21 protein-coding genes are annotated in these 22,689 nt (G+C 32.2%); 8 read left to right on the top strand and 13 right to left on the bottom strand.

What is annotated here, in order from left to right; translation table 11 throughout:
- Positions 1 to 4: 4 nt before the first annotated feature.
- The 11 genes from DUT90_RS03910 to mraZ all read right to left on the bottom strand — a co-directional run bounded on the left by DUT90_RS03910 (position 5) and on the right by mraZ (position 12,232).
- Entirely contained in the window at positions 5 to 730 is a 726-nt protein-coding gene (locus DUT90_RS03910) for a cell division protein FtsQ/DivIB (RefSeq protein WP_114425553.1), read from the bottom strand.
- Positions 720 to 2,072 carry a UDP-N-acetylmuramate--L-alanine ligase gene (gene murC, locus DUT90_RS03905; RefSeq protein ID WP_114425552.1) on the bottom strand — a complete coding sequence of 451 codons (1,353 nt, stop codon included), beginning with the start codon at positions 2,070 to 2,072 and terminating at the stop codon, positions 720 to 722. The genes DUT90_RS03910 and murC overlap by 11 nt, the downstream gene beginning before the upstream one ends.
- The gene (murG, locus tag DUT90_RS03900; protein ID WP_114425550.1) at positions 2,069 to 3,163 is read right to left on the bottom strand and encodes an undecaprenyldiphospho-muramoylpentapeptide beta-N-acetylglucosaminyltransferase; all 1,095 of its coding nucleotides are present in this window, start codon (positions 3,161 to 3,163) and stop codon (positions 2,069 to 2,071) included. The genes murC and murG overlap by 4 nt, the downstream gene beginning before the upstream one ends.
- On the bottom strand, positions 3,147 to 4,373 hold the full coding sequence (locus DUT90_RS03895; protein ID WP_114425548.1) for an FtsW/RodA/SpoVE family cell cycle protein: 1,227 nt from the start codon (positions 4,371 to 4,373) through the stop codon (positions 3,147 to 3,149). Before DUT90_RS03895 ends, murG begins: the two co-directional genes overlap by 17 nt.
- A gap of 90 nt (positions 4,374 to 4,463) precedes the next feature.
- Complete coding sequence (murD, locus tag DUT90_RS03890) at positions 4,464 to 5,798, bottom strand: UDP-N-acetylmuramoyl-L-alanine--D-glutamate ligase (protein WP_114425546.1); 1,335 nt, start codon at positions 5,796 to 5,798, stop codon at positions 4,464 to 4,466.
- Positions 5,799 to 7,025, bottom strand: coding sequence for a phospho-N-acetylmuramoyl-pentapeptide-transferase (mraY, locus tag DUT90_RS03885; RefSeq protein WP_114425545.1), 1,227 nt, complete (start codon positions 7,023 to 7,025; stop codon positions 5,799 to 5,801). It lies immediately after the preceding gene.
- Position 7,026: 1 nt separating this feature from the next.
- Positions 7,027 to 8,493 (bottom strand): UDP-N-acetylmuramoyl-L-alanyl-D-glutamate--2,6-diaminopimelate ligase, encoded by a 1,467-nt coding sequence (locus tag DUT90_RS03880; RefSeq protein ID WP_114425543.1) that lies wholly within the window; start codon positions 8,491 to 8,493, stop codon positions 7,027 to 7,029.
- A gap of 1 nt (position 8,494) precedes the next feature.
- Positions 8,495 to 10,426 carry a penicillin-binding protein gene (locus DUT90_RS03875; protein WP_114425657.1) on the bottom strand — a complete coding sequence of 644 codons (1,932 nt, stop codon included), beginning with the start codon at positions 10,424 to 10,426 and terminating at the stop codon, positions 8,495 to 8,497.
- 59 nt (positions 10,427 to 10,485) lie between these two features.
- Entirely contained in the window at positions 10,486 to 10,812 is a 327-nt protein-coding gene (locus DUT90_RS03870; RefSeq protein WP_114425541.1) for an FtsL-like putative cell division protein, read from the bottom strand.
- A 51-nt stretch (positions 10,813 to 10,863) separates the two neighbouring features.
- Positions 10,864 to 11,778: a 16S rRNA (cytosine(1402)-N(4))-methyltransferase RsmH gene (gene rsmH / locus DUT90_RS03865; protein WP_114425540.1), complete on the bottom strand. Its 915-nt coding sequence runs from the start codon at positions 11,776 to 11,778 to the stop codon at positions 10,864 to 10,866.
- Entirely contained in the window at positions 11,765 to 12,232 is a 468-nt protein-coding gene (gene mraZ / locus DUT90_RS03860) for a division/cell wall cluster transcriptional repressor MraZ (RefSeq protein ID WP_114425538.1), read from the bottom strand. Before mraZ ends, rsmH begins: the two co-directional genes overlap by 14 nt.
- 201 nt (positions 12,233 to 12,433) lie before the next feature.
- Between mraZ and DUT90_RS03855 the strand changes: the two genes are divergently transcribed.
- Genes DUT90_RS03855 through DUT90_RS03835 form a run of 5 tightly spaced genes read left to right on the top strand, consistent with a single transcriptional unit; the run spans position 12,434 to position 15,998 of the window.
- Complete coding sequence (locus DUT90_RS03855; protein ID WP_114425536.1) at positions 12,434 to 13,198, top strand: alpha/beta fold hydrolase; 765 nt, start codon at positions 12,434 to 12,436, stop codon at positions 13,196 to 13,198.
- Between the two features lie 6 nt (positions 13,199 to 13,204).
- Positions 13,205 to 13,816 carry a ribosome biogenesis GTP-binding protein YihA/YsxC gene (gene yihA / locus DUT90_RS03850; RefSeq protein WP_114425534.1) on the top strand — a complete coding sequence of 204 codons (612 nt, stop codon included), beginning with the start codon at positions 13,205 to 13,207 and terminating at the stop codon, positions 13,814 to 13,816.
- Between the two features lie 28 nt (positions 13,817 to 13,844).
- A complete protein-coding gene (locus DUT90_RS03845) occupies positions 13,845 to 14,531 on the top strand; it encodes an RluA family pseudouridine synthase (protein WP_114425533.1) in 687 nt (228 codons plus the stop codon).
- A 31-nt stretch (positions 14,532 to 14,562) separates the two neighbouring features.
- Positions 14,563 to 15,300, top strand: a complete 738-nt coding sequence (locus DUT90_RS03840; RefSeq protein WP_114425531.1) for a nitroreductase family protein — start codon at positions 14,563 to 14,565, stop codon at positions 15,298 to 15,300.
- 50 nt (positions 15,301 to 15,350) lie between these two features.
- Complete coding sequence (locus DUT90_RS03835; RefSeq protein WP_114425530.1) at positions 15,351 to 15,998, top strand: hypothetical protein; 648 nt, start codon at positions 15,351 to 15,353, stop codon at positions 15,996 to 15,998.
- 1 nt (position 15,999) lies between these two features.
- Here DUT90_RS03835 and DUT90_RS03830 read toward each other — a convergent pair whose 3' ends face one another.
- On the bottom strand, positions 16,000 to 18,384 hold the full coding sequence (locus DUT90_RS03830; protein ID WP_114425528.1) for a penicillin acylase family protein: 2,385 nt from the start codon (positions 18,382 to 18,384) through the stop codon (positions 16,000 to 16,002).
- Between the two features lie 99 nt (positions 18,385 to 18,483).
- On the opposite strand from DUT90_RS03830, the gene DUT90_RS03825 reads away from it, so the two are divergent.
- The gene (locus DUT90_RS03825; protein ID WP_114425526.1) at positions 18,484 to 19,650 is read left to right on the top strand and encodes a DegT/DnrJ/EryC1/StrS aminotransferase family protein; all 1,167 of its coding nucleotides are present in this window, start codon (positions 18,484 to 18,486) and stop codon (positions 19,648 to 19,650) included.
- A 10-nt stretch (positions 19,651 to 19,660) separates the two neighbouring features.
- Positions 19,661 to 20,692 (top strand): UDP-glucose 4-epimerase GalE, encoded by a 1,032-nt coding sequence (gene galE, locus DUT90_RS03820; protein ID WP_114425523.1) that lies wholly within the window; start codon positions 19,661 to 19,663, stop codon positions 20,690 to 20,692.
- Positions 20,693 to 20,761: 69 nt separating this feature from the next.
- Here the strand turns inward: galE and fabD are convergent, their stop codons facing one another.
- Positions 20,762 to 21,646, bottom strand: a complete 885-nt coding sequence (gene fabD, locus DUT90_RS03815) for an ACP S-malonyltransferase (protein ID WP_114425521.1) — start codon at positions 21,644 to 21,646, stop codon at positions 20,762 to 20,764.
- Between the two features lie 276 nt (positions 21,647 to 21,922).
- Here fabD and DUT90_RS03810 point away from each other — a divergent pair, with 276 nt between their 5' ends.
- Positions 21,923 to 22,681, top strand: a complete 759-nt coding sequence (locus DUT90_RS03810; protein WP_114425519.1) for a queuosine precursor transporter — start codon at positions 21,923 to 21,925, stop codon at positions 22,679 to 22,681.
- Positions 22,682 to 22,689 lie beyond the last annotated feature (8 nt).

Genomic DNA, 22,689 nt, shown 5'->3' with positions numbered 1-22,689 from the left:
TGATTTATTTTGTGCACACAACTTGGTTGTGATATTTTACATTAATCGTTTTATAATTTTCTATCGTTTTGTCTAAAAATGCTTTGTTATAAAACGCTTTTAATTTTTTAAATTTTACTTCAATTTCTGCCAACGTTCCAAAATCAATTTTATAATCTCCACTTCTAACGGAAAATTGATACTCTTCTCCTTCCTTTTTATGAATACCCACTACTTCTTTTTTTAGAAAATTATCTTCTAAAATGATAGCTAACAATGGTAATATCTCTTTAATATCTTCACTCATATTTACTCCTGTAATCAACAATACTCTTGCAGAATGCAAATCTGACAAAGGCACCTTTACCCCTTCTTTATCAATATAATACGAAGAATTATTACTCATAATTCTTGCAATAGGTGTACGTTGTTTTATTATTGATTTTAGTGTACCATCTATGGTTAAAAAAACAGATGCATTTTCTACATATGGATTTTTAAGCACGTTGTTCTCTAAACTATATAAATCTATTACAGTTTTTGCTTGGTTTTTCAAGGTTGTATCATTTTGTATTAACAATTTATTAACCATCTCATGCGTTAAAAAATTGTTGACTCCTGCTTCAAATTCCACTACTATTTTCTCAATTTTTTTTGCTGCATTTCGCTTTACCGAAAAACTATACAAAAACGTCAAACCTATTATCATCAAAAGGAATGTTATGTATTTTAAGGTCTTTTTAAACTTCATTTACCTTTGTTTTTAAAAGTTCTTGAGTAACCTCATTAATCAACACTCCTATATCTCCTGCTCCTAACATTACAACTACTTCTGCTCTAGAGTTCTTAATATCTTTTACAATATTTTCTTTTTGACTTAATTTTTTATGTTGATGATCCATCCTCTGTAACAACCAGTTAGAACTCACACCTTTTATCGGTTGTTCTCTAGCTGGGTAAATATCTAATAAAACTACCTCATCAAACTTTGATAAAGCAGTAGCAAAATCATCAATAAAATCTTGTGTTCTAGAAAACAAATGTGGTTGAAAAACTACCATAACCTTTTTATTAGGATACATTTCTCTCACAGCATTTTCTACGGCATTAATTTCTGTTGGATGATGTGCATAATCGTCTATCAAAACAAAATCATCTGTTTTAATTTTATATGAAAAACGACGCATTACACCTTTAAAAGTAGCTAAACTATTTTTTATCTTTTCTAAAGAAACACCATAAACATCTGCCATAGCTAAGGCAGCCAAAGCATTCATTACATTATGCTTACCTGGCAAATGAAATTGAATATTTTGTATTTGTGATGTTGGTGTTTTTACATCAAAAACATATTTTCCTTTTTCTATTTTAACATTAAAAGCTTCATAATCCGCTGCTTCTTCAACAGCATAAGTAAGCCCTTTAAGCGGCAACCCTTTAGCTACAACTAGCGTATTAGAAACCTTGTTTGCAAAAGCTATAAAAGACTCTTTAAGGGCTTCTGGTTCTCCGTAAATATCCAAATGATCGTCATCCATAGACGTTACACATGCTATATCTGGATTTAGTTTTAAAAACGAACGATCAAATTCATCAGCCTCTACAACGCTAACTTTATCTTCTCCCAAAATTAGATTAGAATTGTAATTCTCTGCTATTCCTCCTAAAAATGAAGTAGCCTTTTCTTGAACCATTATATGGCCTAAAATAGATGACGTGGTAGTTTTACCGTGTGTACCTGCAACTGCCAAACAAAACGTTGTTTTGGTAATTTCTCCAAGAATGTCAGCTCTTTTTAGCACGGTAAAATTGTTGTCTATAAAATATGTCAACGCCGTATTTTCTTTTGAAATAGCAGGTGTGTACACAACCAGTGTTTTTTTATTATTTAAATATGATATAGGAATACTAGCTAAGGCTTCATCAAAATGAACTACCACCCCCAATTTTTCTAAATCTTTGGTTATAGGAGAAGCTGTTTTATCATAACCCGAAACCTGTTTTCCATTCGCTATAAAATAACGAGCAATTGCACTCATTCCTATACCTCCAATGCCTAAAAAATAAATAGTATGTATGCTGTTTAATTTCAATTTTTTAATAGCTTTTCGATTTCGTTTACAATATCAGTTGTTGCTCCTGGTAGCGCCAATTCGTGTATATTTTCTGAAAGGTGCTCTTGTTTTCCTTTATCTTTTAGTAAAGTTTCAAATACAATTGGAAAGGTACCTAACTCACTTTCTTTTAACAGTAATGCCCCATGCTGATCTGCTATTGCTTTGGCATTTTTAGTTTGATGATCTTCTGCCACGTTAGGTGAAGGGATAAAGATTACTGGTTTACCAACTATACATAATTCAGAAACAGAACTTGCACCAGACCTAGAAACAATAATATCTGCAGCGGCATAAGCCAAATCCATTCTATTTAAAAATTCGTGAACTTGCACATGTTCTAAATCATTATATTTTTTATACTCTTGATAATACGATTTTCCGCACTGCCAAATTATCTGTACATCTTGTTTTTTAAAAAATTCTAAATTTTTTTCTATCAACTGGTTTATTGCTTTAGCTCCTAAACTACCCCCTAAAATCAACAATGTTTTTGTATCTCTTCCTAAATCAAAGAACAACTTGCCTTCTTCTGTTTTAGAGTGAATAGACAACAAGTCTTGACGAACAGGGTTTCCTGTTTTTACAATTTTGTTGGCCGGAAAAAAACGTTCTAAATGATCATAAGCCACACAGATTTTATGCGCTCTTTTTCCAAGTAATTTATTGGTTATTCCTGGATAAGAATTTTGTTCTTGAATTAGAGTGGGAATTCCTTTTCTATTTGCCATAATTAATGTTGGTCCACTTGCAAAACCTCCAGTACCTATAGCAACGTCTGGTTTAAATTGTCTAATTATTTTTGCTGCTTTAGACAAACTATTTATCATTTTAAAAGGAAATGAAAAATTATCTATAATTGCTTTTCGTTGAATTCCTGAAATCCACAATCCTTTAATTTCATAACCTGCTTGAGGCACTTTTTCCATCTCCATTTTATCTTTTGCACCAACAAATAAAAAATTGGCATCAGGGAAACGCAATTTCAATTCGTTTGCAATGGCGATAGCAGGGTAAATATGCCCCCCTGTTCCACCTCCAGAAATTAGTATGTTAATCGATTGTTTCATGCAATATGTCTAAAGGGTTATCATCTAAAATATCTTCTTCTGTTTCTTGTTTAGATGTACTAACGCTCAAAATAATTCCAAGTGCTACACAGGTCATCCAAATGGACGTTCCTCCACTACTAATTAACGGTAATGTCTGCCCCGTCACAGGAAACAAATTAGTTGCAACTGCCATATTTATAGTTGCTTGAGCAATAATTGGAATTCCTAAACCAAGCACCAACAATGTTCCAAAAATTGTAGTTGTTTTTTTTACGACCACAAAAATTCTAAATAGTAAAATAAAGTAAATAGAGACAATTAAAAAGCCACCAACCAAACCATATTCTTCAACTATAATGGCAAAAATAAAATCAGACTCTGATGCATATAAGAAGTTTTTTTGTATACTTTTTCCTGGACCAAGCCCTAAAACTCCACCAGTAGCAATAGCTATTTTTGCTTTTTCTACCTGATAATTTTCAGTTCTTTTTATATTATGCTGCGTTCCTTTTTTTTGGCTCTCTTCTTCTTTTGAAGGAAAAAATCTAGAAATTCTATTTTCCCAAGTTTGTACCCTATTAGGCATTGCATCTGGAAAAGCTTTAGCAATTAAAATAAAGATAGACAATGCCACTATGCCAGATCCTAAAATAAAACCTAAGTACTTCAACGGATATCCTCCTAAAAAAGCAACAACCAAAATCATCATAAAAATGATAGCTGCTGTAGAAAAGTTTGCTGGCAAAATTAATAACAAAACCATTGATACAGGCAACCACAATTGCCACATACTTTCTTTAAAATTAATTTCTTTTTCCTTATTTTTTGCCAAATACCTAGCCACATAAGCCATTAAAACCAAACTAGCTAATGTAGAAGGTTGAAAACCAATACCACCTATCCTAATCCATCTACTTGCATTTGCGCCTCCTATTGTTGTTCCTTGTGCCAAAGTAAATATCAATAAAATAATAACTACAGGAAGCATTATAACTGATCCGCCAGAGAAATATCTATACGGAATTTTATGTACACCATAGATTATTAAAAAACCAAAAAACAGTAAGACAATATGCTTAATCAAATGGCCAAAAGTAGAACCAAATCCCACAACATACACCAGGTTTGTGCTTGCGCTATACACTGGCATAAACGAGAATATTGCCAAAATAGCCACTATTGCCCAAATAGTTTTATCTCCTTTTATATGTTGAAATATGGTTTTCATTTCTTTTTTGTCATTCCTGTGAAAACAGGAATTATATTAATATATTTCTTTTTAATGATTATATCTTACCTAAGCAGAAATCATAATATACTATAAATTTCTTACTGCTTTTTTGAACTGACGTCCTCTATCCTCATAATTCTCGAACAAATCAAAACTTGCACACGCAGGTGATAACAGAACAGCATCTCCTTTTTCTGCTAGTTTATGAGATACTTTTACAGCCTCTTCTGCTCCTGCTGTTTCAACTATAATATCTACCACATTACCAAATGTGTTTTTTATTTTGTCATTATCTGTACCCAAACACACAATTGCTTTTACCTTCTCTCTTACTAAAGCTAGCAAATCATTATAATCATTTCCTTTATCTACACCTCCTACTATCCAAACAGTTGGCCTATCCATACATTCTAAAGCATAAAAAGTTGCATTAACATTGGTAGCTTTAGAATCGTTTATGTATTGAACATCTCTTAATTTTACAACATTTTCAAGACGGTGTTCTGCACCTTCAAAACTTGACAAACTTTCTTTGATAGATTCTTTTCGAACTTTTAATAATTGCGCAGCCATTGTAGCTGCCATAGCATTTTTTGTATTGTGTTTTCCTTTTACTGATAAGGTGGATAGTGGCATAATTATTTTTTCTTTGTTTATGTTGATTATTATATTGTTGTCTTTTACGTAAGCTCCAAATTTCAATTCTTTTTCAATTGAAAAAGGAACTAATTTTGCTGTTGTTTTATTTGTTTGTAACCAAGTATTAATTACTTCATCATCTGCATCATAAATTAAATAATCGGTTGGTTTTTGATTTTTAGTAATGTTAAATTTTGAAGCTACATATTTGTTAAAATCATATTCATATCTATCTAAATGGTCTGGTGTAATATTGGTTAAAATTGCAATATGGCTGTTAAACTCTTTAATACCATCTAACTGAAAACTACTTATCTCTAAAACATAGTTTTTATAGGTTTGTTCAGCAACTTGTTGCGCAAAACTTACCCCTATATTACCTGCAATACCAACATTTAACCCTGCATTTTTTAAAATATGATGCGTTAGCAGTGTTGTAGTTGTTTTTCCGTTAGAGCCTGTAATTGTTATAAGTGTAGCATCTGTATACTTTGCAGCAAATTCTATTTCTGAAATTACAGGTATAGCTAATCTTTTTAACATAACAACTAAAGGAACTTTCTCTGGAATACCAGGACTTTTCATGACCACATCTGCGTTTATGATTTTGCTTTCTGTGTGTTGTTTTTCCTCAAAATCTATTTCATTATGTATAAGAACTTTTTTATAGTTTGATGCTATTTCTCCTTTATCAGACACAAAAACTTCATAACCTTTTTGTTTACCCAAAATGGCTGTACCTACACCGCTTTCTCCTCCTCCAAGAATTACCAATCGTTTCATTTACCTCAATTTCAATGTTGCTATAGAAACTACCGCTAGTAAAATACCGACAATCCAAAAACGAACTACAATTTTACTTTCATGATAACTTAATTTCTGATAATGATGATGTAAGGGCGACATCTTAAAAATTCGTCTTCCTTCTCCAAATTTCTTTTTTGTGTATTTAAACCAAGAAACCTGAAGAATTACCGATAAATTTTCTACCACAAAAATTCCTGCTAGAATAGGCAATAACAACTCTTTACGAATAGCAATAGCTATTACAGCAATAATACCGCCAATAGTTAAACTTCCTGTATCTCCCATAAACACTTGAGCTGGGTATGTGTTATACCATAAAAAACCTATTAAAGCCCCCGCAAAAGCAAGAATAAAAACCGTCATTTCTCCTGAATCTGGTATGTACATTACATCTAAATAATCTGCAAATATGATATTACCAGACACCCACGCAAAAACAGCCAATGTGACTACCATTATAGCTGAAGACCCTGCTGCCAAACCATCTATACCGTCTGTTAAATTGGCACCATTTGAGATACCTGTTACAATAAATACCGTTATAAAAATGAAAACAATCCATCCATACTTTTCATATCCATCACCTAAAAAACTTAGTACTTTTGCGTATTCTAACTCGTTATTTTTAAAAAAAGGAACTGTTGTTTTGGTAGATTTATGAGCTTCTCCAAAAACTTTTTTTCGTCCATTTTCCTGAAAAATCTGCTGTTCTGCAGGAAGTTGCTCTTTTATAGTTACACCTTCATTAAAATACAATAAAGACCCAACAATTACACCTAACCCCACTTGCCCTAAAACCTTAAATTTACCCTTTAAACCTTCTTTGTCTTTTTTAAATACTTTTATATAATCATCTAAAAACCCAATTAACCCCATCCAAACTGTTGTAATAATTAACAGTATTATGTAAATATTATCTAATTTAGTAAGCAGTATAACAGGAATTAAGGTTGCTAGAATAATTATTATTCCACCCATTGTTGGTGTACCTGTTTTTTGTTTTTGACCCTCTAAACCTAAATCACGAACAGTTTCTCCTACTTGTTGTTTTCTTAAAAAATTGATTATTCTTTTACCATAGATAGCAGAAATCAGTATTGATAGAACAAATGCTGCAGCTGCCCTAAACGTGATAAATTGAAATACACTAGCTCCTGGGAAACTAAATTGACTTTCTAGATATTCGAATAAATAATACAGCATTTTAGGTGTTTTTTAGTTGATTGAAACAATGAGTTACTTCTTCTAAATCATCAAAATGAAAACGCACCCCATTTACTTCTTGATAATTTTCATGTCCTTTTCCAGCAATTAGAATAATATCTCCGCTTTCAGAAAATTTACAAGCCGTTTTTATTGCTTGTCTTCTATCTAAAATGGATATTGTTTTTTTATAGTTTTCAGCAGGCACCCCATTTTCCATTTCGTCAATAATGGCTTGCGGGTTTTCAGTTCTTGGATTATCTGAGGTAAAAATGGCTTGATTACTTAATTGGGAAGCAATATTTGCCATTTTAGCCCTTTTGGTTTTATCTCTATCTCCTCCGCAACCCACAACTGTGATTAATTTTTCGTTACCAGTTCGTATAGAATTGATGGTTTCCAACACATTTTTTAAAGCATCTGGTGTATGTGCATAATCTACGATAGCCGTAATATTATCATTTGAAACCACATACTCAAAACGACCACTTACATTTTCTAACTGACTTATAATTCTAAGGATTTCTAATTTTTCTAAACCTAACAATTCTGCTGTTGCGTATATTGCAAGTAAATTATAGGCATTAAAACCGCCTATTAATTTTGTCCAAACCTCAATATCATTCAACTTTAATAAGCTTCCTGAAAATTGTTTTTCTAAAATTTTAACTTTGTAATCTGCTATTGTTTTTGCGGCATAGCTATATTTTTTAGCTCTTGTGTTTTGCAACATAAAATCGCCGTTTTTATCATCAATATTAGTTAACGCAAAAGCGGATTTTGGTAAATTGTCAAAAAAATATTTTTTAACATTTCTATATTCAGCAAATGTTTTATGATAATCCAAATGATCGTGAGTAAGGTTGGTAAATATTCCACCAGTAAATGTTAAACCACCTGTTCTTTTTTGATGAATACCATGTGAACTAACCTCCATAAAACAATAATCTACACCAGCCTCTACCATTTTATCTAGGTATCTGTTTATTGTTAGTGAATCTGGTGTGGTATGTGTTGCTTTAAACTCTTCTTGGTCAACCAAAATTTTTACCGTAGACAATAAGCCAACTTTATATCCTGCTTTTTTAAATAATTGATACAACAGTGATGTAACGGTTGTTTTACCATTGGTTCCTGTCACCCCAATCAATGGTAATTTAGAAGAAGGGTTGTCATAAAAATTTGATGCCAAAACTGCCAATGCAACATTTGCATCTGACACCTGTATATAGGTAACACCTGTTTTTTTGTCTTTTGGGAAATCTTCACAAACAATAGCTATAGCACCCAAACCAATTGCTTTATCAATATATAAATGACCATCTACAGTTACCCCTTTTTGAGCAACAAAAACATCGTTCTTAGCTACTTTTCTAGAATCAAAAACTACAGAATTAACAGCTATATTTGTTACTCCAAACACTTGTTGAATGCCAACTTGATACAATATGTCTTTTAAATTTTTCAGCTTACGAAAGTTTTAAAATAATTGTTTTTCCTTTAATGAGTTGCTCTCCTTTTTTAAGTGATTGAGACTTCACTTTTCCTACTCCATAAAGTTTTACCTTTAGCCCTATATTTTCTAACAAAGACAACGCATCCATTGCAGACATACCCACTACATCTGGAATTTTATTGTACGTCTTTTGAATAATTTCATCAAACTCTTTATATCGATTTTCTAAGACAGCAAACTCCACTTTATCATCTACAGATTGTTTATCTATAGGGGTTGTGGTGTATATTTTTTGAGCAATTTCTTTAAATACAGGCGCTGCAACTGTAGCACCGTAATATCCTTTTTCTTTTTTAGGGTCATGAACCACAACAATACAAGAGTATTTAGGGTTTTCAGCTGGAAAAAAACCTGCAAATGAAGCCACATAATGTTTAGTAGAATAAATACCGTTTACAACTTTTTTGGCAGTACCCGTTTTTCCTGCCATAGAAAAGTTTGGAGAGTAAATATTATCTGCTGTTCCTTTAACAACCACATTTTCCATCACTTTTCTAATTTTTCTCAACGTTTCGTCTGAGGCTATTTGAGGGTTTACAACTTCTGTTTCAAAGATTTTTTCAGTTTTATTTTCTCGTCTCAACTCTTTTATAAATCTTGGCTTTACCATAATTCCATTATTTGCTACAGCATTGTAAAACATTAGTGTTTGCATTGGTGTAACAGAAACCCCATAACCCCAAGACATCCATTCTAAAGAAATTTTACTCCAACTTTTATCTTTAGGATTTGGCACGTATGGCTTTCCTTCTCCTTTAATTTGAAAACCGATTGGCTTTGTAAAACCATACGATTCTAACTTAGAAATAAATTTTTCTGGTTGATTGTCATAATGTTTTCTTATGAGTTTTACAATACCTACGTTGGATGACACCTCAAAAACCCTTGCCGCAGAAATTTTACCATAGCCACCTCTTCTAGAGTCTTCTACTTTCTTTTTATGTATAAAAATTCGTCCTTTCTCCGTATCAACAATGGTAGATGTATCTATTTTTTTATCATCTAAAGCGATCATTAAGCTGGCTAGCTTGAATGTAGAACCAGGCTCATGACTCTCCCAAACCGCATAATTTCTCTTTTCATAATACGTACCTTTAGAAGTTCTTCCTAAATTAGAAATTGCTTTTACCTCTCCTGTTGCAGTCTCCATAACCACAGCGCAACCATGATCTGCTTCAAAATACTCTAAACTTCCCAACAATGCATGATGTGTGATGTCTTGAATATTTACATCTATAGTTGTAATGATATCATGTCCATCTACAGGTTCTTTTTCGTTGATATCATTAATAGGTTTCCATTGGTTTTTTGCAATCTTTTGTTTCCATCGCAAACCGTTTTCGCCTTGCATAAATTCTGCAAAAGCACCCTCTATACCAGCTTCACCCCTATAATCATCATAACCAATAGTTCGTTCTGCTATTTTACCAATAGGATGTGCACGAACCGTTTTTTGAATTGCAATGAACCCTCCTTTATACACACCTTCTTTAAAGATTGGAAATTGCTTTATTTTTAAATAATCTACGTAACCTACATTTCTTGCAATAAGCAGATACCTATTTCTCTTATTCTTAGCCCTTCTTAGTTTATTTTGATAGTATTGTTGCGACTTGCCAAACATTTTAGACAATTCTCTTGACAAAGCAGCTACATTTTTTTCGAAAATTCCGTTAATTACTGCTGCCATAACATCCATTCTAATGGTAAACTTAGACATTGATGTTGCTAACAAATTCCCATCAGATGCATAAACATTTCCTTTATTAGCGTATATAGTATCTTGCTTGATAGTTAATTCTGTAGAAAGTTTTCTATACTTCTCACCTTCTTTGTATTGAATATTAAATATACGTAATACAATAGCCATCAAAAAAAGCGTCATAAAAGCACCTACCAAGTAGAATTTTTTGAGTATGCTTTTTTTATGAGTTGCCAATTTTATTATTCTTTAATGATTACTTTAATTTTTTTTGGGGGTATCAAGGAAGGTTTTAAACCTCTAACTTTTGCTTTTTCTCTGATATTGGATTCCATTTTCATTCTCATTAAAATGGTACCCGTATCTACATATTCTGCTCTTAGCTCTCTTTTCTTTTTATTTAATTCTGATATTTTAATTACTTTTTTATCTGCCTTATGCGCACTAGAAATCATTATCAACAACAAAACGACGACAAAAATGATAATTCGCCAATTTCTAAAAGCAGATTCATCCGTAAGGAAACTACCTCTTAAAAAATCATAAACACCTTTTTTAACTTTTGACATCCTGTATAAACAATGATTTTATTTCATGAACTAAATACAAATACATAAGAACTACCCCTTCTTCCTATCAACTTTAAGGGTTGCTATTCTTAATTTTGCACTCCGCGCCCTATTGTTCTCTTTTATCTCTTGGATAGTAGGCACAATTAATTTTCCCACTTTTTGCAACGGCTCGTTGCTACGACCAAAAACATCTTTTTCTGGCTCACCACTAAACAAACCCGTTCTTATAAATCGCTTTACCAACCTATCTTCTAACGAGTGATAAGAAATCACACTCAACCTACCCTCTTGAGTTAGCAAACTCGGAATTTGAAGCAAAAATTCTTTCAAAACTTCCAACTCTTCATTTACTTCTATTCGGAATGCCTGAAATATTTGAGCTAGTATTTTATGCTCTTTGGCTTTAGGCAAATAGCGTTGCAAAACTTCTTTTAACTGAAAACTTGTCTCAATTTTTTGTACTTCTCTTTTTTCGATTATTGTTTTTGCAATACTTCTTGAATTTCTTAACTCACCATACAAAAACAATATTTCCGCCAATTTCTCTTCAGAATATGTATTCACAATTTCTTTTGCAGAAATTTTTGATTTTTGATTCATCCTCATATCCAAATCTCCATCAAACCGAATTGAAAACCCTCTCTCTACCTCATTAAATTGATGTGAAGAAACCCCTAAGTCAGCCAAAACTCCATCTACTTTTTTAACCCCATGAAACCTAAGAAATCTTGAGATATACCTAAAGTTTTCAGGAATCAAAACAAAACGAACATCATCAATTACATTATCTTGAGCATCAGGATCTTGATCAAAAGCAAACAACCTCCCATTAACACCTAACCTACTTAGAATCTCTTTAGAATGCCCACCTCCTCCAAAGGTCACATCTACATAAACTCCATCTTCTTTTATAGCCAACGCATCTACACTTTGATGCAGTAACACCGGATTATGATAACTCATCAAATTCTGTATTTCCCATTACTTCTTCAGCCAAATCTGGAAAATCTTCCGCCGAATCATCCAACACTTTTTCATACAAATCTTTATCCCAAATTTCAATTATATTGATGGACGAAGACATGACCACTTGCTTTTTAATGTTTGCAAAAACAATCAAATCTTTCGGAATCAAAATTCTACCAGAAGCATCCATTTCTACCAATTTTACGCCAGCTGTAAACTTTCTAATGAAATCATTGTTTTTTTTCTTAAACCTATTCAGCTTACCTACTTTACCCATTTGCAGATTCCACTCTTTCATTGGATACAACTCCAAACAAGGTTGAAAAACCGCTCTCTTTACAACAAAACCCTCTTGCAACACAGCAGCCAATTGCTTTTTGTAAGCTGACGGAAACATCAACCTTCCTTTAGCATCAGCTTTACATTCGTGTGTACCAATCAAGTTTATCACTCTAAAAAGAAATTTGTTGATATCAAAAATATATAAATTTTACCACTTTTTACCACTTTTTGACACTTTGTTAATAAATAATGTTTTTATTAACAATTAATTACCTCAAAATGTATTTTTGTAAAAAATTACTAGACCTCGAAAAGAATTTGTATTTGACAAAAAAGAATTACATTTGCTAACAAGTGAAATGAAAAATCAATGACTGACAAGTTAATAACGGAAGGAAAATTTACGTATGCAGAGGCTGGAGAAGGACCTGCAATCATTGTTTTGCATGGACTAATGGGTGCTTTAAGTAATTTTGGAAGCACTTTTGAATACTTCTCTAAAAATGGGTATAAAGTTTTAATTCCAGAATTACCCCTATACACATTGCCTCTTATAAAAACTAATGTCAAAAACCTGACAAGTTTTTTAGAAGAATTCATGCAACATAAAAAACTAGAAAATGCCATTTTATTAGGCAATTCTTTAGGTGGACATATCTCATTATACTTTACCAAACATTTTCCTGAAAAGGTAAATGCACTTGTACTTACAGGAAGTTCCGGTTTATACGAAAAAGCCATGGGAGACAGTTTTCCTAAAAGAGGTAACTACGAATACATAGAGCAAAAGGCAAAAGATGTTTTTTATGACCCTGCAGTAGCCACTAAGGAATTGGTTGACGACGTATACAGCACTGTAAACGATAGAATTAAAGCCCTAAAAACGCTTTCTATAGCAAAAAGTGCAATACGCCATAATATGAAAAATGATCTTATAGAAATGCAACAACCTACTTGTTTAATCTGGGGAAAACAAGACAATGTAACACCACCAGAGGTTGCAGAAGATTTTCATAAACTTTTACCAGATGCTGATTTATTTTGGCTAGACAAATGCGGGCATGCTGCTATGATGGAAAAACCTGAAGAATTTAACAAAACTCTTCATGATTGGTTTATTTCAAGAAAAATCTAAATTTTTATGAAAATTACTTCGGCAGAATTTGTAATGAGCAATAGTAATGTTACAAAAGCGCCTAAAGATAGAATTCCAGAATATGCCTTTATTGGGCGTTCTAACGTAGGTAAATCTTCGCTTATTAACATGCTAATGCAACGCAAAGATTTAGCTAAAATTTCTGGAAAACCAGGAAAAACGCAACTCATCAATCATTTTAAAATTAATGACTCTTGGTTTTTAGTAGATTTGCCTGGATATGGTTACGCCCAAGTATCTAAAAAGAAAAGAGTTATTTTTCAATACTTTATAGAAAATTATTTTAAAGAAAGAGAACAACTTGTTTGTACTTTTATTTTAATAGATTCTAGACACGACCCTCAAAAAATAGATTTAGACTTTATGCAGTTTTTAGGAGAACAACAAATTCCTTTTTGTATTGTTTTTACAAAAGTAGACAAATTGGGAAGCTCTAAACTAAACAAGCAAATTACTTCTTACAAAAAGAAACTTTTACAATATTGGGAATCTTTACCTACATCTTTTGTAACTTCATCTTCTACAGGTTTTGGAAGAGATGAGTTTTTAAATTTTATTGATGGTGTTAATGAAGATGTAAAAGATAATTTTAAATAACTCATACGCTAGATTGAAATCACTAAAAATGCAATCTACTAGAAACAACTTACAGGTTTTATTTGAAGACAATCATCTTTTAATTGTAAACAAAAAAGCAGGAGACATTACCCAAGGCGATAAAACTGGTGACAAACCTTTAAGCGAAATTGTTAAAGAATATATTAAACATAAATATAACAAACCTGGCAATGTATACTTAGGTGTTGTACATAGATTAGACAGACCCACTTCTGGTATTATTATTTTTGCAAGAACGTCTAAAGCGTTAGAACGTCTAAACAAGATGTTACGTGAAAAAAACATTCAAAAAACATATTGGGCAATCATAAAAAATAAACCTAAAAAAGAAAAGGGTACGCTGGTAAATTACCTTAAAAAAAACCCTAAAAACAATAAATCTACTGCTTTCCCAAAAGAAGTTCCTGGAAGTAAAAAAGCCGTTTTACATTATACGATAATTCAAAAATTAGAAAATTACACACTACTTGAAATCGACTTAGAAACAGGCAGACACCATCAAATAAGAACCCAATTATCAAGTATTAGCTGTCCGATAAAAGGAGATTTAAAATATGGTTTTGCAAGGAGCAATAAAGACGGTAGTATACATTTACATGCTAGAAAAATCACTTTTTTACACCCTGTTACTAAAGAAAAAATACAACTAACTGCACCCACCCCCAATGATGTAATTTGGAACGCTTGTAACTAATTGGTATCTTTAAAAAAATTTCTACACCAGAATGCACAAAGAAAAAACAGTTTCAGAAGCTATTACATATAGGCGTTCTGTTAGAATCTATGATGCCAAAAAAAACATAGACCCAAAAGTTGTAAAAGAATGCTTAGAACAAGCCGCTCTTGCCCCTAACAGTAGCAACATGCAATTGTGGGAATTCTATCATATTACTTCTAAAAGTATTATTGATAAAATTACGCCGTTATGTTTTAATCAAAACGCGGCAAAAACAGCACAACAATTGGTTGTATTTGTGGTTAGAAAAGACTTGTGGAAAAAAAGAGCAAAGGCTAATTTAACCTATTTAGACACAGTTTTTGGTAAACATACAGCAAAAGCAGAACAAAGTAATAGAGAAAAAGTTGCTCGCAATTACTACGGAAAAATCATTCCTTTTGCCTATGCTGAATTTTTAGGAATTTTTGGTTTTTTCAAATTTCTAATGGTATCTGTTATTGGTATTTTTAAACCTATTTACAGGCAGGTACGAAAGAGTGATATGCGTATAGTTACCCATAAAACTTGTGGTTTAGCGGCAGAAAATTTTATGATTTCTATGGCCGCAAAAGGATTAGACACTTGCCCCATGGAGGGCTCTGACACATTACGCATAAAAAAACTTTTAAAACTACCCTATGGCGCTGAAATTAACATGATTGTTTCTTGCGGAATTAGAACTGAAAAAGGAGTTTATGGCAAGCGTTTTAGAATCCCTTTTAATGAAGTGTATAAAGAACTATAATTAGCCCCTAATAAAAACAAATAGTAAAACTTTTCTGTTAAACAATTACAATGAAAAAAATACAAATAGCGTTCATATCAATTACTTTATTGTTTCATTTTTCTTTATTTTCTCAAGAAAATTTTGAAGGCATCTTAAAATTTAAGATTAAAATTCAAGATAAAACAGGTAAGATGTCAGACGAGCAATCTAAAATGTTTATGGGAACAAAACAAATCTATTATTTAAAAGGAAAAAAATACAAATCTGAGCTAGATGGAATTTTAAAAATAATAAATTACCATGAAGGAAAAGATACTCTTTTTACAAAGATAAATGGTGCTGACAATCTTCTATACACAATAACCAGTAAAGAAAAAGAAAAAGAAAAAGTAATTTCTTATGTATTTAAAGAAACAGATTCTATAGTTCTTGGTTACCAATGTGAGTTGTTAGAGGTAAAAACAAACAAAGGTTATCATCAATATTATTTTAATAAAGATTTTAAATCTGATAAAGAAAATTATAAAAATCACAAGTTAGGATTGTGGAGTTTCTTTACAAATAAAACAGGAGGAGCATTATCTCTTATTTCTATTTCCGACACAGAAAGCAGTAGAAACTACCTTAAATTAACCGCTATAGAAAGAAAAAGTTTAAATGACACTATTTTTATAAAACCTAAAAACTTAAAACTAGTTGAAATTCCTGAAAATTAAACTATTTTTCAGGTATCAAAATCAATACATTTTTACTTTGCTCAATTTCTTGCTGATTTAGTTTCATCTTTATAAATTCTCCATTAAGAAATTTCTGGGCTTGATCTTTGTAGTAATCGCTAAAAACGTTTCCAGATTGTCCTGTCGGGATTATAGACCAACTGTTTTCTACATCAGAAAAATCGATGACTCTTCTGGTTGAAGGACCCGCTTTTACCTTATAGACACCTGTACTATCCAAATCAAAAATTTGATTGTTAAGCACCTCATTTCCTCCAACAGTTTTAAAAGGTCCTACGTTAAATAGTGTACGTAATACACCACCAGCTTTACCAATTGCATGTTCATGTTCAACAGAAATTACACGTTCCCAAAACCAATTCTCAATATTTTCTCCTAACTGGTTTTGTAAAAATCCAATTGTATTTTCAAAAGCTTCTTGTATAATTTCTTGCCTAGATTCTCTGTTATCATCCGTATCAATATTATCCCACCAAACAGAATATTTATTTTTAATTTGATTGAAAAGTACTTGGTCTTGCAGTTGAGAATTGATAAACAACTCAAAACTACCCCCTAACTCATCTTTATATGTTGCTTTTAAAAACTCGTATAAAAATCGATTGTACAAGGTTGCTCCTATTGATGATTTTAAATAGGTTCCATCCCACTTTTCTAATACGGAATAAGCCTTTCTACCCGAAACAGACAACTCTGACAATTCTACATGAAACAATAAATTTTGAATAATTTCTGGCACTGTCGCAGAAGTTACATCACTCATCATATTTGCCACATCTGTTTTTGTAAAATCATTTTTTGGAGCCAGTATTTTTACAATTCTTTTGGCTCTATCTTGCGGTTGATAATACCCTGGATACAGTTTACCTCTTACAGAATCTGGCTGATTATTTGCAGAATATACATAATTCCAAGGAGGATTAACAGCTTTCGGATTTTCTTCAAAAGGTAAATATGCTAAAATTTCGTCTTTGCCAGACGCCCCATCTAAATACGTTTTTGAAGAAACACTATCTCTTAGTTCATAGAGTTGTGCAGAAGAAAACCAAGCAATATTATCTTTTGCATCACCATACATTACATTTAAACCAGGTGCATGAATTTTAGCCACAGCGCTTTGAAAAGTTTCTATTGATGTTGAATGCGAAATACCATAACTAACATCTAATAATTGATTAGGCAACTGCGTGTAAATCCAATTCATTGCAATTGGTCGTTCATCTATAATATGCGTTATCAATCCATTCATAATCGGTCCGTGTCTACTCACTTTTACCTGAAAAGTGGTATCTAGAGCCTCCTTTATTTTAATCGTTTTGTTTCTAATTTCATACCTTTCAAATCCGTTGACAGTCGTATATTCCAATGCGTTTTCTGGATTTTCTTCTTCTACATAAAAATTTAAATCATCATTTGCCAACATTGTTAAACCATAAGCATATTTGCGATTATGCCCTAATAATGGAAAGGGCATCAAAGCAATATTGAAACCGTAAATTTCGTAATCTGGAGTTTTAATATGATTTTGATACCATACAGAGGGTTGCGAAAAACCAATATGAGGATCGTTTGCAAAAATTACTTTGCCATTTTTTGTTTTCTCGGGCCCAAGCACCCAAGAATTGCTTCCAATAAAAGGAGCAACTGGCAAATCATCTACTATAACACTTACCGTTTTAGAAAATGTAGCTTCTATTTTTGGCCTGTAATGTGTTTTATTTATAGTTACATTTTTCTTGTAGGCGCCTATTAATTCCCCTACATATTCTTCTCCTAATTTCTCTTTTATTTCGGTTAACAAAGGATCTGTTTTATGCGCCACGGCAAAACTAAAAGCCATATAACCAAACACATTATAGATGTCTTTTAAAGTATAGTGTTCTTTTTTTACACCTACCATGTAAAACTCAACAGGTGTTTTTCCGTTGTCTAAAAATTGATTGACACCATCTAAATATGCTTGCGTCAATTGATAAGCTTGAGAGGTTTTATCTAAATTTCTAATGGTTTTCTCAGCAGCTTCCTCTATTCCTAAACCTCCAAAAAACTGATCTACTTTAACCAAATCTTTTCCAAAAATTTCTGATAATCTTCCAGCGGCAATTCTTCGCATCAACTCCATTTGCCACAATCTATCTTGCGCATGCACATACCCTAAAGCCACGTACGCATCTTTTTGACTTTGAGCATTAATATGAGGCACACCATTTTCATCGAAGTAAACAGTTACTTTTTGGGCAATGTTTTTAATATCTAGTTCTCCTGAGTATGTTGGAGCTGCATACCTTGTATATAGCCAGCCAAAAATGACAATGCATATTAGAAGCGCTACAACTATTTTTAGAAACCGTTTTAAAATCTTCATAAAATTGATTTTTATCAAAGATACTAGAATTATATATTTTCTTTGAAACACATTCTAAATGGTCTGAAGTTTGTATTTTTGAAAAGCAAAATTTCTTTCATGAAAAAAATTCAAATGGTTGACTTGCAAAGTCAATACCAACATATAAAAGAAGAAGTAAACTCTTCTATAGATCAGGTGCTAAATTCTTCTGCATACATAAACGGACCGTTGGTTAGAGAGTTTCAAACCGATTTAGAAAATTACTTAGACGTAAAACACGTAATACCATGTGCCAATGGTACAGATGCATTGCAAATTGCAATGATGGGCTTAGGTTTAGAACAAGGTGATGAAGTTATTACTGCAGATTTTACGTTTGCCGCTACCGTAGAAGTAATTGCTTTGCTAAAATTAACACCAGTTTTGGTTGATGTGGATGCAAAAACATTTAATATAGATATTGATGCTGTACAAAAGGCCATTACCCCAAAAACGAAAGCCATTGTTCCGGTGCATTTGTTTGGACAAGTTGCCAATATGGATGCTATTTTAGAAATTGCAAAAGAACACAATTTGTTTGTTATTGAAGACAATGCACAAGCCATAGGTGCCAATTACACCTTTAAAAATGGTAAAAAACAAAAGGCGGGTACTATAGGCAATGTGGGTACTACTTCTTTCTTTCCTTCTAAAAACTTAGGTTGTTATGGAGATGGAGGTGCTATTTTTACGAATGATGATGATTTAGCACATACCATAAGAGGGATTGTAAATCACGGAATGTACAAACGTTATTACCATGATGTTGTAGGCGTAAATTCTAGATTAGATTCTATTCAGGCTGGGGTTTTAAAAGCAAAACTACCACATTTAGACAGCTATTGTAATGCAAGAAGAAATGCTGCTCGTTTTTACAATAAAGCCTTTGCAAACCATTCTAATATTATTACGCCAACTGCTACATCTTATAACACTTCTAACTGCGGAGAAATTTGTGCGGTTTGTGATTGCCATGTTTTTCATCAATATACATTGCAAATAACCAATGGCAAGAGAGACGATTTGCACCAGCACTTGCTAGACAAAGAAATTCCGAATGCCATTTATTACCCAGTTGCTTTGCATGCCCAAAAAGCATATAAAGATTCTCGCTATAAAGAAAGTGATTTTCCTATAACCAACGCGTTGATAAAAACAGTTATTTCATTACCCATGCATACAGAGTTAACAGAAGAACAATTGACTTTTATAACACAAACAATTTTAAATTTTCTTGCGAACTAATCAATCAAATATGAAAAAAATTTTAGTTACTGGAGGCTTAGGGTTTATAGGAGCACATACCGTTGTTGAATTACAAAATGAAGGGTTTGAAGTTGTTATTATAGACAATTTATCTAACACCTCTATAAATGTTTTAACAAGTATTGCAGATATTACTGGTATTACCCCAGATTTTCATCAAATAGATTTAAGAAACAAAGGTGATGTACAGGAGTTTTTTAGCAATAATACTGTTGACGGAATCATACATTTCGCAGCCTTTAAAGCTGTTGGAGAAAGCATGCACAAACCTTTAGATTATTACGAAAACAATTTAGGAACACTCGTGTACTTGCTTCAAGAAATGAGAAACCATCAATTAAACAACTTTATTTTTTCTTCTTCTTGCACTGTATATGGACAAGCTGATGAGTTACCAATTACAGAAAAAGCACCTGTAAAAACTGCAGAATCTGTTTATGGCAACACCAAACAAATTGGAGAAGAAATTTTAAAAGACGCTAGCAATGCGTACAATTTGAATGCAATTGCCTTACGTTACTTTAATCCTATAGGAGCTCATGATTCTATAAAAATTGGCGAGTTACCTTTAGGGGTTCCTCAAAATTTAATTCCTTTTATTACACAAACTGCTGCAGGTATACGTAAAGAATTGTCTGTTTTTGGTGATGATTATGATACTCCTGACGGAACTGCCGTTCGTGATTACATTCACGTTGTAGATTTGGCCAAAGCACATATAGCCGCTCTAAAAAGATTAATTTATAAGAACAATAAAGCTTCTTTTGAATTTTTTAATGTAGGTACTGGAACAGGAAGTTCTGTTTTAGAAATCATTAAAACTTTTGAAAAGGTAAATAACTTAAAACTAAATTATAAAATTGTTGCTAGAAGAGCAGGAGATATAACTGCTGCTTATGCAGACACAACTATTGCGAATAAAGAATTGGGTTGGAAAACAGAAAAATCTTTAGAAGAAGCATTAGAATCTGCTTGGAAATGGCAACAAAAACAACAATTAAAACAGCAGCAGCAGCAATAGTAAAACGTATTTACGAAATAAAAAAAACCTGAATTTTAAAAATTCAGGTTTTTTTTACTTGTATATTCTTTATTCAAAACTTGCACCATTAGCAGCAACACTTCTATCTATTTTACGCATTAAACCTTGCAAAACTTTTCCTGGTCCAACTTCTATAAATTCAGTTCCACCATCTGCTATCATTGCTTGTACACATTGCGTCCATTTTACAGGAGCAGTTAATTGCGCAATTAAATTCTCTTTAATTTCTTCAGGGTTTGTAACTGCTTTTGCCACCACATTTTGATAGATAGCACAAGTTGGCTTACTAAATTCGGTCGCTTTAATAGCAGCAGCCAATTCCTCTCTAGCAGGTTCCATCATTGGCGAATGAAAAGCACCACCAACAGGTAATAACAAAGCTCTTTTGGCTCCTTTTTCTGTAAGAACTTCACAGGCTTTTTTTACGGCTTCTATTTCTCCAGAAATCACCAACTGCCCTGGACAGTTGTAATTTGCAGCAACAACTACACCATCTATAGAATCACAAACCGCTTCTACAACCTCATCTTCTAGTCCTAAAACAGCTGCCATGGTAGACTCTTGAACCTCACAGGCTTTTTGCATTGCTAAAGCTCTTTTAGAAACAAGTTGCAACCCATCTTCAAAAGTAAGTACACCGTTTGCAACCAACGCAGACAATTCTCCTAAAGAATGACCTGCTACCATTTCTGGCTGAAAAGATTCTCCAAGAACCTTTGCTAAAATTACAGAATGTAAAAATATTGCTGGTTGTGTAACCTTAGTTTCTTTTAATTGTTCTGCTGATCCCTCAAACATAATATCTGTAATAGAGAACTCTAAAATTTTATTTGCTTTTTCAAAGTATTCTTGAGCTAAAGGAGATTTTTCGTATAAATCCAATCCCATACCTGTAAATTGTGCTCCTTGACCTGGGAAAATATATGCTTTCATCGTATTGTATAATCGTTAAATTATTTAACTGTTTAATTTCGGCAAAAATACTAATTTTTACTTGAAGCATTTCTCTCATTTTACCGATAACTCGTTGTCGGTGATTAATACAAAAAAACATGTAACTTTCTTTTCACAAAACTTTTGCATCAATTAAAAAAATAAATTTAAACAACTATATTTCAAATGATTAAAACGCAAAAAAAATATTATAAAAAACAGAAAGTACATCAGTTAGTTATGGCTGCAAATCTTAAAAATGTGTAACTTCGTTTTATGACTTATAAAGACAAAATACTAGCCAATCGAATTTATTTAGTTCTTATTGCCTTATTTGTTGCTTCATTAGTAACCTCAAATCTTATTTTTCAAAAATTTTTTTATTGGTATCCTTTTCATCTGGAGGTTTTTGATGTTAAACTATTTGAGGTTTCAGTAGGTTTACTTCCTTACCCTATTACTTTTTTAATTACAGATATTTTATCTGAAATCTATGGTAAGAAAAAAGCAAACGAAGCTGTTATTGCTGGTATTTTTGCTTCTTTTTTTTCGTTATGTATCATTTATGTATCCCAAAATGTACCTGCTACATCTTGGTCTTCTGTTAATGACGGCACCTTTTCTGAAGTTTTTGGTGCAACACCTCTAGCTGTTTTTGCTTCTATGTTAGCCTATTTATTTGCTCAATTTATAGACATAAAAGTATATCATTTCTGGAAAACATTTACAAAAGGCAAGCATTTATGGCTAAGAAACAACTTTTCTACCTTTTCTTCTCAATTTATAGATACCTTAACGGTTTTGATATTGCTTTGTGTTTTTAACATTATAAAATGGGAAAACTTTTGGGGACTTTTAATTAGCGGTGTACTTTTTAAGATACTTATTGCTGCTTTAGACACTCCTATCTTATACATTGTAGTGCACAGTTTTAGAACAAGATTCCGTTTAAACTGTAATGATGAAATAAATGACAATACATTAATTGGTCTTGATAATGAGATTACTGACATTGGTACAAAAAATTTAAAGTAGATTTTGTA

This window comes from Polaribacter sp. WD7 (assembly GCF_003335085.1).
In the GTDB taxonomy this organism is placed as follows: Bacteria; Bacteroidota; Bacteroidia; order Flavobacteriales; family Flavobacteriaceae; genus Polaribacter.
This window is presented reverse-complemented; position numbering and strand designations above follow the sequence as displayed.